This is a genomic window from Bacillus sp. ISL-55 (genome assembly GCF_018613155.1).
Lineage (GTDB): Bacteria > Bacillota > Bacilli > Bacillales > Cytobacillaceae > Mesobacillus.
Genome location: NZ_JAGGQU010000034.1, coordinates 16,565 through 29,524, shown reverse-complemented (window position 1 = coordinate 29,524; position 12,960 = coordinate 16,565). Strand labels below are relative to the sequence as shown.

Genomic DNA, 12,960 nt, shown 5'->3' with positions numbered 1-12,960 from the left:
AGAGCATGCAAACTTAGTACCGACCTTCAAAATGGTTTTTATTACGTTTAAATCGGCTTTAGGATTTTAACAGCAATTTTAACAAAACAGCGTTTGTTTATTCTTTTTAGTAGGAGTTGAAAGGTTTCCGATAGAAAATTTTTGACAAGAGTGTTTATGAATATATTAATAGAATATAAACCGTTGTTAGAGATACAAACAGATCCTTGGCTTATCAACTGTGGCATTGTGGGGATTATAAAGCATCAAGTAGGTAAATTGTCACATTAAAGCTGATAATGTGCGGATAAAAAGGAAACTAGAGAGATTATCGTCACATTAAAGCCGATAATGTACGGATAAAAAGGTTACCAGAGGAAGTTATCGTCACATTAAAGCTGATAATGTGCGGATAAAAAGGAATCCAGAGGGATTATCGTCACATTAAAGCCAATAATGTGCAGGTAAAAAGGAATTTAAATAGTATATCGTCACATTTCTAAGCTAATCTTCATCAGAATCTATATAGCTGGATATCCAGACAGCAATTTAAATGCAACCTGGTAAACGCTACTCTTTCGCACGCATTATTAACTTCCTTTCAAATACTCAAATCAGTTCCTTCTATAATATAACTACAATCCAATACACTGCCACTAATCTCCGAAATCATGTCCTCGCTTTCAAAAGGAATTATTTTCTCCGCGTCCAAATAGTTAGAAATCTCTTTCTCCACTTGTAAAATACGATTGCGCCCGCTATAATAGTAAAAGTGTGTTAAACATAATTAAAAAGCGGAATACTTCTTGCGTTTGGGTTATGTTTTATGTATAATAGACAATGTTGGTCTTTGACTGCGATGAAGCGAAAGGTTGCTGACACACCCGGCCGCTTTGCCATGGCGAGTGTGTGGGAAATTTTCGCTGAGAATGTCTATTTTAAAAATAGGCGAAAAGGAGGGAAAGTAATGGCAAAACAAAAAATTCGTATCCGTTTGAAAGCTTATGATCACAGAATTCTTGATACATCAGCAGAGAAAATTGTTGAAACAGCAAAACGTTCTGGTGCGGCGGTGTCTGGTCCAATCCCACTACCTACTGAAAAGACGATTTACACAATTCTTCGTGCGGTGCATAAGTACAAGGATTCACGTGAGCAGTTCGAAATGCGTACGCATAAGCGTCTGATTGACATCATCAATCCGACTCCACAAACGGTCGACTCACTAATGCGTTTAGACCTGCCATCAGGTGTAGATATCGAAATCAAACTTTAATAAATAAATCATTATAAATCACAGGAGGTGTGACTGAAATGACCAAAGGAATCTTAGGAAGAAAGATCGGTATGACTCAAGTATTTGCTGAAAACGGCGACCTTATCCCGGTTACTGTGGTTGAAGCTTCTCCAAACGTAGTGCTTCAAGTGAAATCTGCTGAGACAGATGGCTACGAAGCGATCCAGCTTGGATTTGAAGACAAGCGCGAAAAGCTTTCCAACAAACCTGAAAAAGGCCACGTTTCAAAAGCAAACACTGCTCCTAAGCGCTTCGTTAAAGAATTAAACGGAGTCGATGTAGCAGGATATGAAGTTGGTCAGGAAGTCAAAGTTGATATTTTCGCAGAAGGCGATATCGTAGATGTTACAGGAATCTCAAAGGGTAAAGGTTTCCAAGGTGTAATCAAGCGCCACGGACAATCTCGCGGACCAATGGCTCACGGTTCTCGTTACCACCGCCGCCCTGGTTCAATGGGTCCTGTTGCTCCAAACCGCGTATTCAAGGGTAAATTGCTACCTGGACGCATGGGTGGAGAGCAGATCACTGTTCAAAACCTGCAAATCGTTAAAGTTGACGCAGAGCGTAACCTTCTTCTAATCAAAGGAAACGTTCCTGGTGCTAGAAAAGCCCTTCTAAAAATCAAAGGTGCTGTAAAAGCTAAGTAATTTTTACAGGAAAGGAGGAAACAAGAATGCCTAAAGTAGCATTATTTAACCAAACTGGTTCACAAGTTGGAGAAATCGAACTTAATGATTCAGTATTTGGCATTGAGCCTAACAACCACGTAATGTTCGAAGCTGTAGTTATGCAAAGAGCTTCATTACGTCAGGGAACTCATAAAACTAAAATTCGTTCTGAAGTAGCGGGCGGTGGACGTAAGCCGTGGAAACAAAAAGGTACTGGACGTGCTCGTCAAGGATCTATCCGTTCTCCACAATGGCGCGGCGGCGGTACTGTATTCGGTCCTGTTCCACGCAGCTATAGCTATAAATTGCCTAAAAAAGTTCGTCGTTTAGCAATCAAATCTGCTTTATCATCAAAAGTACAATCTGAAAACATTTTTGTTCTTGAAAGCCTTGCTTTTGAAGCTCCAAAAACAAAGGAATTCAAAAACGTACTTAGCGGTCTTTCAGTTAACACGAAAGCCTTGATTGTAACAGCAGGTCTTGAAGAGAACGTAGCACTTTCAGCACGTAATATTCCTGGAGTAACTGTTGTTACTGCTGATGGAATCAACGTATTGGATGTTCTAAATCATGATAAGCTGATCATGACAAAAGCAGCTGTTGAAAAAGTAGAGGAGGTGCTTGCATAATGGATGCACGCGATATCATTAAGCGCCCCGTTATTACAGAACGTTCTTCTGATCTAATGACTGAGAAGAAGTACACTTTCGAGGTTGACACTAGAGCTAACAAAACTCAAGTTAAAGACGCGATCGAAACTATTTTCGGCGTTAACGTTGAAAAAGTTAACATCATGAATTACAAAGGTAAGTTTAAGCGTATGGGCAAGTTCGGCGGTTACACAAATAAGCGTCGTAAAGCAATCGTTAAACTTACTCAAGACAGCAAAGAAATCGAATTCTTCGAAGTATAATAATCCAATAAGAAGAGGAGGGAAACGAAATGGCGATTAAAAAGTACAAACCTACCTCCAACGGTCGTCGTAATATGACAGCATCTGATTTTGCTGAGATTACAACTGACAAGCCGGAAAAATCCTTGCTTGCTCCGTTGCACAGAAAAGGCGGTCGTAACAACCAGGGTAAGTTAACTGTTCGTCATCAAGGTGGCGGCCATAAGCGTCAGTACAGAATCATCGACTTTAAACGTACAAAAGATGGCATTCCAGGACGCGTTGCCACAATTGAGTATGATCCAAACCGTTCAGCAAACATTGCGTTAATTAATTATGTAGATGGTGAAAAGAGATATATCCTAGCTCCTAAAAACCTAGTAGTAGGTATGGAAGTTATGTCTGGCCCAACAGCTGACATTAAAGTAGGTAACGCTCTTCCGCTAGCAAACATCCCAGTTGGTACAGTAGTACACAACATCGAATTGAAGCCTGGAAAAGGTGGACAATTAGTTCGTTCTGCTGGTACTTCAGCACAGGTTCTTGGTAAAGAAGGCAAATATGTATTGATTCGTTTGAACTCAGGCGAAGTACGTATGATCCTTTCTGAGTGCCGCGCGACTGTAGGTCAAGTTGGTAACGAACAACACGAATTGATCAACATCGGTAAAGCAGGTCGTTCACGCTGGTTAGGCAAGCGCCCAACAGTACGTGGATCTGTAATGAACCCTAACGATCACCCACACGGTGGTGGTGAAGGACGCTCCCCAATCGGACGTAAATCACCAATGTCACCATGGGGCAAGCCGACTCTTGGTTACAAGACTCGCAAGAAGAAAAACAAATCCGACAAGTTTATTGTACGTCGTCGTAAAAAATAACGGGATTGGGCTACGGTTCGCGGGAACCGTAGGGCAATCACGAAGGGAGGTTCAATCATGGGTCGTAGCTTAAAAAAAGGACCTTTTGTTGATGAGCACTTAATCACAAAGATCGAAAAGTTAAATGAAACTGAAGCGAAGAAAGTTGTTAAGACTTGGTCTCGCCGTTCAACGATCTTCCCACAATTCATCGGACACACGATTGCTGTCTACGATGGTCGCAAACATGTACCTGTTTATGTCACTGAAGACATGGTAGGCCACAAGCTTGGAGAATTCGCTCCAACTCGTACTTACAAAGGACATGGTAATGACGATAAGAAAACAAGACGTTAATGAGAGGAGGGCATCCAAATGCAAGCTAAAGCTGTTGCAAGAACAGTTCGTATTGCTCCTCGTAAAGCTCGACTAGTTCTAGATTTAATTCGAGGAAAGCAAGTTGGTGAAGCGGTAGCTATCTTAAACCTTACCCCTAAGGCAGCTTCTCCAATCGTAGATAAAGTGTTAAAATCTGCATTAGCAAACGCAGAGCACAACTATGAGATGGATGTTAATAACCTTGTCGTATCGGAAGCTTACGCTAACGAAGGACCAACGTTGAAACGTTTCCGTCCACGTGCTATGGGCCGTGCAAGTGCTATTAACAAACGTACTAGCCACATTACTATCGTTTTATCAGAAAAGAAGGAGGGATAATCAGTGGGTCAAAAAGTAAATCCAGTCGGTTTGCGTGTCGGAATCATTCGTGATTGGGAATCAAAATGGTACGCAGGCAAAGACTACGCTGATCTTTTACACGAAGACCTTAAGGTTCGTGAGTACATCACTAAGCGTTTACGCGATGCTTCTCTTTCTAAAGTAGAAATCGAGCGCGCTGCAAACCGCTTGAATGTAACTGTCCACACAGCGAAGCCAGGAATGGTAATCGGTAAGGGTGGTACAGAAGTTGAAGCACTTCGTAAAGCGCTAAACGAACTGACAGGGAAACGTGTTCATATAAACATTCTTGAAATCAAAAAAGCTGATATCGATGCGAAATTGGTTGCAGAAAACATTGCACGCCAATTGGAAAACCGTGTATCTTTCCGTCGCGCACAAAAGCAAGTTATCCAACGTGCAATGCGTGCTGGCGCTAAAGGTATCAAGACAATGGTCTCAGGACGTCTTGGCGGTGCAGACATCGCTCGTTCAGAACACTACAGCGAAGGAACAGTTCCACTTCATACTCTTCGTGCCGATATCGATTATGCTACTGCTGAAGCAGATACAACTTACGGTAAGCTAGGCGTTAAAGTATGGATTTATCGTGGAGAGGTCCTTCCTACGAAGAAGAAAACTGAGGAAGGAGGCAAATAATATGTTATTGCCTAAACGCGTTAAATATCGCCGTCAACACCGTGGCAAGATGCGCGGTCAAGCTAAAGGCGGTACTGAAGTAAACTTCGGTGAATTCGGTTTGCAATCTCTTGAAGCTTCTTGGATCACGAACCGTCAAATCGAATCTGCCCGTATTGCAATGACTCGTTACATGAAACGTGGCGGTAAAGTCTGGATTAAGATTTTCCCTCACAAGCCATATACTGCAAAGCCTCTAGAAGTCCGAATGGGTTCTGGTAAAGGTGCTCCTGAAGGTTGGGTAGCAGTTGTTAAACCAGGCAAAGTAATGTTCGAAGTTGCTGGCGTTTCTGAAGAAATCGCACGCGAAGCATTACGCCTTGCAGCACACAAGCTTCCTGTAAAGTGCAAGTTTGTTAAACGAGAAGAAATTGGTGGTGAATCTAATGAAAGCTAATGACATTCGTGACCTTACCACTGCTGAAATTGAACAAAAAGTTAAATCATTAAAAGAAGAGCTATTCAACCTGCGCTTTCAATTAGCGACTGGACAACTTGAAAACACAGCTCGCATTCGTGAAGTACGCAAAGCGATTGCTCGCATGAAAACTGTAATTCGTGAACGAGAGATCGGCGTTAACAGATAATTGAGAGGAGGTTCTCACAATGAGTGAACGCAACCAACGCAAAGTTTATACTGGACGCGTAGTATCTGACAAGATGGACAAAACTGTTACTGTTCTTGTTGAGACATACAAAAAGCATCCTTTATACGGCAAGCGTGTAAAATACTCTAAGAAATTCAAAGCTCATGATGAGCAAAACGAGGCAAAAATCGGCGACGTAGTACGTATCATGGAAACTCGTCCGCTATCTGCCACAAAACGCTTCCGCCTTGTAGAAGTGGTGGAAAAAGCTGTTATTATCTAATTGTTCGGATTAAGGTTTATTCCGAAGGGAGGTTACTCGCATGATCCAACAGGAAACACGTTTAAAAGTTGCTGACAATTCAGGTGCTCGTGAAGTTCTTACTATTAAGGTTCTTGGCGGTTCCGGCCGTAAGACTGCTAATATCGGAGACGTTATCGTTTGCACAGTGAAACAGGCAACACCAGGTGGCGTTGTTAAAAAAGGTGACGTTGTCAGAGCAGTTATCGTTCGTACAAAAACTGGTATGCGCCGTACTGACGGTTCTTACATCAAATTTGACGAGAATGCTTGTGTAATCATCCGTGACGATAAGAGTCCTCGTGGTACTCGTATCTTCGGACCAGTTGCACGTGAGCTTCGTGACAACAACTTCATGAAGATCGTTTCATTAGCTCCAGAAGTACTATAATCTATTTCAAATGCCTTTAAGGAGGTGCACACAGATGCATGTAAAAAAAGGTGACAAAGTAATGGTCATCTCTGGTAAGGACAAAGGCAAAACAGGGATCATCCTTGAAGCTTTTCCAAAGCAAAGCCGTGTTCTTGTAGAAGGAATTAACATCGTGAAAAAACACGCTAAGCCTTCTCAAGTAAATCCACAAGGTGGAATCTTGAACCAGGAAGCACCTATCCATGTATCAAACGTAATGCCTGTAGATCCGAAATCTGGCAAGCCAACCCGAGTTGGTTACACTGTCGAGAACGGCAAGAAGGTACGCGTTGCTAAAAAATCCGGTGAAGTTCTAGATAAATAGTCTATTGAAGAAGGGAGGTACAATCGATGAACCGCCTAAAAGAAAAGTTCAACAATGAAATTACTCCTGCTCTTATGAGCAAGTTTAACTATAAGTCAATCATGGAAGTTCCTAAACTTGAAAAGATCGTAATCAACATGGGTGTAGGTGACGCTGTTGCCAACGCTAAAGCTCTTGATGTTGCAGTTGAGGAATTAGCAACGATCACTGGTCAAAAGCCGGTCGTGACTCGTGCTAAGAAATCAATCGCTGGCTTCCGTCTTCGTGAAGGTATGCCAATCGGTGCGAAAGTAACACTTCGCGGTGAGCGCATGTACGAATTCATCGACAAGTTAATTTCAGTATCTTTACCACGTGTACGTGACTTCCGCGGAATCTCTAAGAAGTCTTTCGATGGTCGCGGCAACTACACACTTGGTGTTAAAGAACAGTTAATCTTCCCTGAAATTGATTACGATAAAGTAAATAAAGTACGTGGCATGGACATTGTTATTGTAACGACTGCTAACACTGATGAAGAAGCTCGTGAACTATTAACACAATTCGGAATGCCATTTCAAAAGTAATCTCTAATAAGAGGGAGGCGAAAACGTGGCTAAGAAATCAATGATTGCGAAACAAAAACGCACGCCTAAATACAAAGTACAAGAGTACACTCGCTGTGAGCGCTGCGGCCGTCCGCACTCTGTATACCGCAAATTTAAGCTTTGCCGTATTTGTTTCCGTGAATTAGCATACAAAGGACAAATTCCTGGTGTGAAAAAAGCTAGCTGGTAAAACTGAAAGCTCTGGAAGGAGGTAAATTAAATGGTCATGACAGATCCGATTGCAGATTTGCTAACTCGTATTCGTAATGCGAATATGGTTCGTCACGAAAAATTAGAAGTACCTGCTTCTAACATTAAAAAAGAAATCGCTGAAATCCTTAAGCGTGAAGGTTTCGTGCGTGACGTTGAATATATCGAAGACAATAAGCAAGGTATCATCCGTATCTTCTTGAAGTACGGTGCAAACAATGAGCGTGTTATCACTGGTCTTAAGAGAATCAGTAAGCCAGGTCTTCGCGTTTATGCAAAATCAACTGAAGTACCACGCGTACTTAACGGTTTAGGTATTGCTCTAGTTTCAACTTCAAACGGCGTTTTAACTGACAAAGAAGCTCGCGCTAAGCAAGTGGGCGGAGAAGTTCTAGCATACGTTTGGTAATAGATTTTTCTGAATGAATGGAGGTGCAACAAATGTCACGCGTAGGTAAAAAACCAATTGAAATTCCAGCTGGTGTTACTGTTACTCTTGATAACAATCACGTAACAGTAAAAGGACCAAAAGGTGAATTGTCTCGTACTTTTCACTCTGACATCGAAATCAAGATCGAAGAGAACGTAATCAACATTTCTCGTCCAACTGATAACAAAGAACATCGTGCATTGCACGGAACGACTCGTGCGGTTCTTGCTAACATGGTTGAGGGTGTATCTAAAGGATTCGAAAGAGGTCTTGAACTAGTAGGTGTCGGTTACCGTGCTTCTAAGCAAGGTAACAAGCTTGTACTTAACGTAGGATACTCTCATCCGGTTGAAATCGAGGCAGAAAAAGGCCTTGAAATCGAAGTCCCTACAAACACTAAGGTGATTGTAAAAGGAACTGACAAAGAGCGTGTTGGCGCATTGGCAGCTAACATCCGTGACGTACGTCCACCAGAGCCTTACAAAGGCAAAGGTATTCGTTATGAAGGCGAATATGTACGCCGCAAAGAAGGTAAAACAGGTAAGTAATGCCGCATAGGTTAACGAAAGGAGTGACGTAAATGATTACGAAGGCTGATAAAAACGCTACTCGCCGTAAACGACATGGTCGTGTCCGTGCGAAACTTAGCGGAACTGAAGCTCGTCCTCGTCTAAATGTGTTCCGTTCAAACAAGCACATTTATGCTCAACTAATCGACGATGTAAAGGGAGTAACTCTAGCGAGTGCTTCTACTTTAGATAAAGAAGTTAATGTTGAAGGCAATAACCTGGAAGCAGCAAAGCAAATCGGTGAATTGATCGCTAAGCGTGCTGTAGAAAAAGGTTATAAGTCAGTAGTATTTGACCGTGGCGGATACCTCTATCATGGCCGCGTTCAAGCTCTTGCTGATGCTGCCCGCGAAAACGGCTTAGAATTTTAATACAAAAAGGAGGGACATACAAAGATGCGTCGTATTGATCCAAACAAACTTGAACTTGAAGAACGCGTAGTTACGATTAACCGTGTTGCTAAAGTTGTTAAAGGTGGACGCCGTTTCCGTTTTTCTGCTCTAGTAGTAGTAGGAGATAAAAACGGTCATGTCGGTATGGGTACTGGTAAAGCACAAGAAGTACCTGAAGCGATTCGCAAAGCTATCGAAGATGCGAAGAAGAACCTAATCCAAGTACCTATGGTTGGTACTACAATTCCACACCAGGTCATCGGACACTTTGGTGCTGGTGAGATCCTTCTGAAGCCTGCTTCTGAAGGTACTGGAGTTATCGCTGGCGGACCAGTTCGTGCGGTACTAGAATTAGCAGGTGTTGCTGACATCCTGTCTAAGTCACTTGGAACTAACACTCCAATCAACATGGTTCGTGCAACTCTTGAAGGTCTATCTCAACTTAAGCGTGCAGAAGACGTAGCAAAACTACGCGGTAAATCTGTGGAAGAACTGTTAGGATAAGGAGGGAAATCAAATGGCTAACAAATTAGAAATTACCCTCACTCGCAGCCTGATCGGCCGTCCGCAAGATCAGCGCGAAACAGTTAAGGCTCTTGGCTTACGTAAAATGAACCAAACAGTTGAGCAACAAGATAATGCAGCAATCCGCGGCATGATCAACAAAGTTTCTCACCTTGTTACTGTAAACGAAAAATAAATTATCCTTTTTAAAATAAGGAGGTGCCAACATGAAACTTCATGAATTAAAGCCTGCAGAAGGTTCCCGTAAAGAACGCAAACGTCTAGGACGTGGTATCGGTTCTGGCCAAGGTAAAACTGCTGGTAAAGGTCATAAAGGTCAAAACGCTCGTTCTGGCGGCGGTGTACGCCCTGGTTTTGAAGGTGGTCAAACTCCTTTATTCCGACGCTTGCCGAAACGCGGTTTCACGAACATCAACCGCAAAGAGTACGCAGTCGTTAACCTTGATGCTTTGAACGTATTCGAAGATGGAACTGAAGTGACTCCAGAACTTTTAATTGAAACAGGTCTTGTCAGGAAAGAATTAGCGGGTATTAAAGTACTTGCTAAAGGAAGCCTTGAAAAGAAACTAACTGTTAAAGCTCATAAGTTCTCCTCTGCAGCCGAAGAAGCGATCAAAGCTGCCGGCGGTCAAACTGAGGTGATTTAATGTTCCAGACAATCTCCAATTTTATGCGCGTGGGTGAAATTAGAAATAAAATTCTCTTCACCCTTTTAATGTTGATTGTATTTCGTCTTGGTACATTTATTCCTGTACCGAGCGTAAATGCAGATATTTTAAAGGCACAGGATGACATGAGTGTCTTCGGTGTGCTGAATACTTTCGGTGGCGGTGCGCTGCAGAACTTCTCTATCTTCGCGATGGGAATCATGCCGTACATCACCGCTTCAATCATCATTCAGCTCTTGCAGATGGATGTTGTGCCAAAGTTTACCGAATGGTCGAAACAAGGAGAAGTCGGACGCCGTAAATTAGCTCAGTTTACCCGCTATTTCACGATCGTTCTTGGTTTTATCCAGGCACTTGGTATGTCTTATGGCTTTAACAATATGGCAGGTGGATTATTAATCCAGAATGCCGGTATCACTACTTACTTGCTGATTGCTACGGTCTTGACTGCCGGAACTGCATTTCTTATGTGGCTCGGTGAGCAGATCACAGCAAAAGGCGTAGGGAACGGTATTTCAATCATTATCTTTGCAGGTATTGTTGCCGGTATTCCGACAATGGTCAACCAGATTTATGCACAGCAGTTTTCAGATGCAGGGGACGCATTGTTCCTTCGCATTGTAACTATGCTGCTTATTCTATTGGCTGTTATCGCTATCGTTGTGGGTGTTATTTTCATCCAACAGGCAAATCGTAAAATACCAATCCAGTACGCTAAACGCATGAGCGCAGGAAACAACGCGGTTGGCGGCCAGAACACTCACCTTCCATTGAAAGTGAATGCTGCTGGTGTCATCCCGGTAATCTTCGCGATTTCGTTTATCGTTACACCTCCGACAATCGCTCAGTTCTTCGGCACGAATGATGTGACACTTTGGATCCAGAAGACGTTTGATTATACACAGCCGATCGGCATGATCGTCTATGTGGCATTGATCATTGCGTTCACGTATTTCTATGCGTTCATCCAGGTGAATCCTGAACAGGTTGCCGAAAACCTGAAGAAGCAAGGTGGATATGTCCCAGGCATCCGTCCGGGCAAAAACACACAGGAATACTTGACAAGGGTACTTTACCGCCTGACATTTGTCGGTGCGATCTTCCTTTCAGTGATCTCTGTGCTGCCAGTATTCTTCATTAAGTTTGCTGGTCTGCCTCAATCTGTACAGATTGGCGGAACAAGCTTGCTAATCGTGGTCGGCGTTGCGCTTGAAACGATGAAGCAGCTTGAAGCTCAACTGGTAAAACGCCATTATAAAGGCTTTATAAAATAAGATTTAGGGGACTCCTGGTTCCCTTAATCTTTAATAGAGACTGAGGGGGGAAATCTTGTGAATTTGGTTCTGATGGGGCTTCCGGGTGCCGGGAAGGGCACGCAAGCCGATAAAATTGTTGGTAAATACAACATCCCTCATATCTCAACAGGAGATATGTTCCGTGCAGCTATCAAAGAAGGAACGGAACTTGGATTACAGGCAAAATCATTTATGGACAAGGGAGAGCTCGTTCCTGATGAAGTAACGATCGGGATTGTCCGGGAACGCTTAAGCAAAGAAGACTGTGAAAATGGATTCCTTCTTGATGGTTTCCCGCGTACAGTTGCACAGGCTGAAGCACTGGACAGCATGCTTGCTGATCTTGGCAAAAAAATCGATTATGTCATCAACATTGATGTTGATCAAAGCATCTTAATGGAACGTCTGACAGGACGCAGGATTTGTAAGAACTGCGGCGCTACCTACCACCTTGTGTTCAACCCTCCTGCAAAGGAAGGTGTATGTGACCGTTGTGGCGGCGAGCTTTACCAGCGCGCTGATGATAACGCCGAAACTGTTCAGAACCGTCTGGATGTAAATGTCCAGCAAACAAAGCCTCTGTTGAACTTCTATGAAGATAAAGGCTACTTACGCAATATTAACGGTCAGCAAGACATTGATGTCGTATTTGTTGATATCGAAGAGTTGCTTGGGGGCTTAAATTAATGATCGTTTGTAAAACCTCTCGTGAAATAGAGATTATGCGAGAAGCAGGTCGCATTGTAGCGATGACACACCAGGAGTTGAAAAAGCATATTGCTCCTGGCATTACAACTAAAGAGCTGGATGCCATTGCAGAGGATTTTATCCTCAAACGCGGTGCAACTCCTTCTTTTAAAGGTTATAATGGTTTTCGCGGCAGCATCTGTGCATCAGTCAATAACGAACTAGTTCACGGGATACCTGGCGAACGGGTTCTTAATGAAGGTGACATCATCAGTATTGATATCGGAGCTAAGTACAACGGATACCACGGGGACTCTGCTTGGACTTATCCGGTAGGAAAGATAGATGAGGAAGCCCAGCGTCTATTGGACGTGACTGAAGAGTCGTTGTTCAGAGGCTTGAAAGAAGCTAAGCCAGGAGAACGTCTTTCGAACATCTCCCATGCGATTCAAACGTATGTGGAATCAGAAGGCTTTTCTATTGTTCGTGAGTATGTCGGCCATGGAATTGGGCAAGAATTGCATGAGGACCCGCAAATTCCTCATTACGGACCTCCTAACCGAGGACCTAGGCTGAAGCCTGGAATGGTTCTATGTATAGAACCGATGGTGAACGCAGGAAGCCGCTATGTTAATACGTTAGCCGATGATTGGACTGTTGTAACGGTTGACGGTAAAATGTGTGCCCATTTTGAGCATACAATCGCGATCACAGAAACTGGTTTTGAGATATTAACCAAAGCCTGATTGCAGTGATTGGCCGTCTGGATCTGTTTTTTAGTCTTTAAATAGGCGGAAATGTGATTTCTATGCGGACGGGATGCCAGCTTTATGATATAATCATAAGGTTGAGTATTTCTC

24 protein-coding genes are annotated in these 12,960 nt (G+C 43.0%); all 24 read left to right on the top strand.

What is annotated here, in order from left to right; translation table 11 throughout:
• The first annotated feature begins 946 nt into the window (after positions 1-946).
• The 24 genes from rpsJ to map are packed head-to-tail and all read left to right on the top strand — an operon-like array spanning position 947 to position 12,846.
• Positions 947-1,255, top strand: coding sequence for a 30S ribosomal protein S10 (gene rpsJ / locus J7E32_RS16315; protein ID WP_207503082.1), 309 nt, complete (start codon positions 947-949; stop codon positions 1,253-1,255).
• Between the two features lie 38 nt (positions 1,256-1,293).
• Complete coding sequence (rplC, locus tag J7E32_RS16310) at positions 1,294-1,923, top strand: 50S ribosomal protein L3 (RefSeq protein WP_023626430.1); 630 nt, start codon at positions 1,294-1,296, stop codon at positions 1,921-1,923.
• Between the two features lie 26 nt (positions 1,924-1,949).
• A complete protein-coding gene (gene rplD, locus J7E32_RS16305; RefSeq protein WP_167834095.1) occupies positions 1,950-2,573 on the top strand; it encodes a 50S ribosomal protein L4 in 624 nt (207 codons plus the stop codon).
• Positions 2,570-2,857, top strand: a complete 288-nt coding sequence (gene rplW, locus J7E32_RS16300) for a 50S ribosomal protein L23 (protein ID WP_176167189.1) — start codon at positions 2,570-2,572, stop codon at positions 2,855-2,857. Before rplD ends, rplW begins: the two co-directional genes overlap by 4 nt.
• Before the next feature lie 29 nt (positions 2,858-2,886).
• Positions 2,887-3,717 carry a 50S ribosomal protein L2 gene (gene rplB / locus J7E32_RS16295; protein WP_214909322.1) on the top strand — a complete coding sequence of 277 codons (831 nt, stop codon included), beginning with the start codon at positions 2,887-2,889 and terminating at the stop codon, positions 3,715-3,717.
• A 57-nt stretch (positions 3,718-3,774) separates the two neighbouring features.
• Positions 3,775-4,053: a 30S ribosomal protein S19 gene (rpsS, locus tag J7E32_RS16290; protein ID WP_023626426.1), complete on the top strand. Its 279-nt coding sequence runs from the start codon at positions 3,775-3,777 to the stop codon at positions 4,051-4,053.
• A gap of 18 nt (positions 4,054-4,071) precedes the next feature.
• Positions 4,072-4,413 (top strand): 50S ribosomal protein L22, encoded by a 342-nt coding sequence (gene rplV, locus J7E32_RS16285; protein WP_023626425.1) that lies wholly within the window; start codon positions 4,072-4,074, stop codon positions 4,411-4,413.
• A gap of 3 nt (positions 4,414-4,416) precedes the next feature.
• Positions 4,417-5,073: a 30S ribosomal protein S3 gene (gene rpsC, locus J7E32_RS16280; RefSeq protein WP_144481258.1), complete on the top strand. Its 657-nt coding sequence runs from the start codon at positions 4,417-4,419 to the stop codon at positions 5,071-5,073.
• Between the two features lies 1 nt (position 5,074).
• Positions 5,075-5,509: a 50S ribosomal protein L16 gene (rplP, locus tag J7E32_RS16275; RefSeq protein ID WP_214909320.1), complete on the top strand. Its 435-nt coding sequence runs from the start codon at positions 5,075-5,077 to the stop codon at positions 5,507-5,509.
• Entirely contained in the window at positions 5,499-5,699 is a 201-nt protein-coding gene (gene rpmC, locus J7E32_RS16270; protein WP_023626422.1) for a 50S ribosomal protein L29, read from the top strand. Before rplP ends, rpmC begins: the two co-directional genes overlap by 11 nt.
• A 19-nt stretch (positions 5,700-5,718) precedes the next feature.
• Positions 5,719-5,982 carry a 30S ribosomal protein S17 gene (gene rpsQ / locus J7E32_RS16265; RefSeq protein WP_023626421.1) on the top strand — a complete coding sequence of 88 codons (264 nt, stop codon included), beginning with the start codon at positions 5,719-5,721 and terminating at the stop codon, positions 5,980-5,982.
• A gap of 40 nt (positions 5,983-6,022) precedes the next feature.
• Positions 6,023-6,391 (top strand): 50S ribosomal protein L14, encoded by a 369-nt coding sequence (gene rplN, locus J7E32_RS16260; RefSeq protein WP_023626420.1) that lies wholly within the window; start codon positions 6,023-6,025, stop codon positions 6,389-6,391.
• A 34-nt stretch (positions 6,392-6,425) separates the two neighbouring features.
• Positions 6,426-6,737 (top strand): 50S ribosomal protein L24, encoded by a 312-nt coding sequence (gene rplX / locus J7E32_RS16255; RefSeq protein ID WP_125482132.1) that lies wholly within the window; start codon positions 6,426-6,428, stop codon positions 6,735-6,737.
• 26 nt (positions 6,738-6,763) lie between these two features.
• Complete coding sequence (gene rplE, locus J7E32_RS16250) at positions 6,764-7,303, top strand: 50S ribosomal protein L5 (RefSeq protein WP_041966519.1); 540 nt, start codon at positions 6,764-6,766, stop codon at positions 7,301-7,303.
• 25 nt (positions 7,304-7,328) lie between these two features.
• Complete coding sequence (gene rpsN, locus J7E32_RS16245) at positions 7,329-7,514, top strand: 30S ribosomal protein S14 (protein ID WP_009499044.1); 186 nt, start codon at positions 7,329-7,331, stop codon at positions 7,512-7,514.
• Positions 7,515-7,544: 30 nt separating this feature from the next.
• Positions 7,545-7,943: a 30S ribosomal protein S8 gene (gene rpsH, locus J7E32_RS16240; RefSeq protein ID WP_023626417.1), complete on the top strand. Its 399-nt coding sequence runs from the start codon at positions 7,545-7,547 to the stop codon at positions 7,941-7,943.
• Between the two features lie 32 nt (positions 7,944-7,975).
• Positions 7,976-8,512: a 50S ribosomal protein L6 gene (gene rplF / locus J7E32_RS16235; RefSeq protein ID WP_214909312.1), complete on the top strand. Its 537-nt coding sequence runs from the start codon at positions 7,976-7,978 to the stop codon at positions 8,510-8,512.
• A 32-nt stretch (positions 8,513-8,544) separates the two neighbouring features.
• The gene (gene rplR / locus J7E32_RS16230) at positions 8,545-8,904 is read left to right on the top strand and encodes a 50S ribosomal protein L18 (RefSeq protein WP_192472775.1); all 360 of its coding nucleotides are present in this window, start codon (positions 8,545-8,547) and stop codon (positions 8,902-8,904) included.
• Positions 8,905-8,928: 24 nt separating this feature from the next.
• Entirely contained in the window at positions 8,929-9,429 is a 501-nt protein-coding gene (rpsE, locus tag J7E32_RS16225) for a 30S ribosomal protein S5 (RefSeq protein WP_214909310.1), read from the top strand.
• Between the two features lie 13 nt (positions 9,430-9,442).
• Entirely contained in the window at positions 9,443-9,625 is a 183-nt protein-coding gene (gene rpmD / locus J7E32_RS16220) for a 50S ribosomal protein L30 (RefSeq protein ID WP_023626413.1), read from the top strand.
• 31 nt (positions 9,626-9,656) lie between these two features.
• A complete protein-coding gene (gene rplO, locus J7E32_RS16215; RefSeq protein WP_041966516.1) occupies positions 9,657-10,097 on the top strand; it encodes a 50S ribosomal protein L15 in 441 nt (146 codons plus the stop codon).
• Entirely contained in the window at positions 10,097-11,392 is a 1,296-nt protein-coding gene (gene secY, locus J7E32_RS16210) for a preprotein translocase subunit SecY (RefSeq protein WP_214909303.1), read from the top strand. Before rplO ends, secY begins: the two co-directional genes overlap by 1 nt.
• Before the next feature lie 57 nt (positions 11,393-11,449).
• Entirely contained in the window at positions 11,450-12,100 is a 651-nt protein-coding gene (locus J7E32_RS16205; protein ID WP_214909301.1) for an adenylate kinase, read from the top strand.
• Complete coding sequence (gene map / locus J7E32_RS16200) at positions 12,100-12,846, top strand: type I methionyl aminopeptidase (protein ID WP_214909299.1); 747 nt, start codon at positions 12,100-12,102, stop codon at positions 12,844-12,846. Before J7E32_RS16205 ends, map begins: the two co-directional genes overlap by 1 nt.
• The last annotated feature ends 114 nt before the right edge of the window (positions 12,847-12,960 follow it).

Bases quoted from the DNA above. Each gene is read 5' to 3' on its own strand.
- rplP (WP_214909320.1), top strand. From the start codon at position 5,075: ATGTTATTGCCTAAACGCGTTAAATATCGCCGTCAACACCGTGGCAAG.
- rpsS (WP_023626426.1), top strand. From the start codon at position 3,775: ATGGGTCGTAGCTTAAAAAAAGGACCTTTTGTTGATGAGCACTTAATC.
- rpmC (WP_023626422.1), top strand. From the start codon at position 5,499: ATGAAAGCTAATGACATTCGTGACCTTACCACTGCTGAAATTGAACAA.
- rplX (WP_125482132.1), top strand. From the start codon at position 6,426: ATGCATGTAAAAAAAGGTGACAAAGTAATGGTCATCTCTGGTAAGGAC.
- rplE (WP_041966519.1), top strand. From the start codon at position 6,764: ATGAACCGCCTAAAAGAAAAGTTCAACAATGAAATTACTCCTGCTCTT.
- rplC (WP_023626430.1), top strand. From the start codon at position 1,294: ATGACCAAAGGAATCTTAGGAAGAAAGATCGGTATGACTCAAGTATTT.
- rplF (WP_214909312.1), top strand. From the start codon at position 7,976: ATGTCACGCGTAGGTAAAAAACCAATTGAAATTCCAGCTGGTGTTACT.
- rplR (WP_192472775.1), top strand. From the start codon at position 8,545: ATGATTACGAAGGCTGATAAAAACGCTACTCGCCGTAAACGACATGGT.
- rplD (WP_167834095.1), top strand. From the start codon at position 1,950: ATGCCTAAAGTAGCATTATTTAACCAAACTGGTTCACAAGTTGGAGAA.
- map (WP_214909299.1), top strand. From the start codon at position 12,100: ATGATCGTTTGTAAAACCTCTCGTGAAATAGAGATTATGCGAGAAGCA.
- rplO (WP_041966516.1), top strand. From the start codon at position 9,657: ATGAAACTTCATGAATTAAAGCCTGCAGAAGGTTCCCGTAAAGAACGC.
- rpsH (WP_023626417.1), top strand. From the start codon at position 7,545: ATGGTCATGACAGATCCGATTGCAGATTTGCTAACTCGTATTCGTAAT.
- rplV (WP_023626425.1), top strand. From the start codon at position 4,072: ATGCAAGCTAAAGCTGTTGCAAGAACAGTTCGTATTGCTCCTCGTAAA.
- rpsJ (WP_207503082.1), top strand. From the start codon at position 947: ATGGCAAAACAAAAAATTCGTATCCGTTTGAAAGCTTATGATCACAGA.
- secY (WP_214909303.1), top strand. From the start codon at position 10,097: ATGTTCCAGACAATCTCCAATTTTATGCGCGTGGGTGAAATTAGAAAT.
- rplN (WP_023626420.1), top strand. From the start codon at position 6,023: ATGATCCAACAGGAAACACGTTTAAAAGTTGCTGACAATTCAGGTGCT.
- rpsQ (WP_023626421.1), top strand. From the start codon at position 5,719: ATGAGTGAACGCAACCAACGCAAAGTTTATACTGGACGCGTAGTATCT.
- rpsE (WP_214909310.1), top strand. From the start codon at position 8,929: ATGCGTCGTATTGATCCAAACAAACTTGAACTTGAAGAACGCGTAGTT.
- rplB (WP_214909322.1), top strand. From the start codon at position 2,887: ATGGCGATTAAAAAGTACAAACCTACCTCCAACGGTCGTCGTAATATG.
- rpmD (WP_023626413.1), top strand. From the start codon at position 9,443: ATGGCTAACAAATTAGAAATTACCCTCACTCGCAGCCTGATCGGCCGT.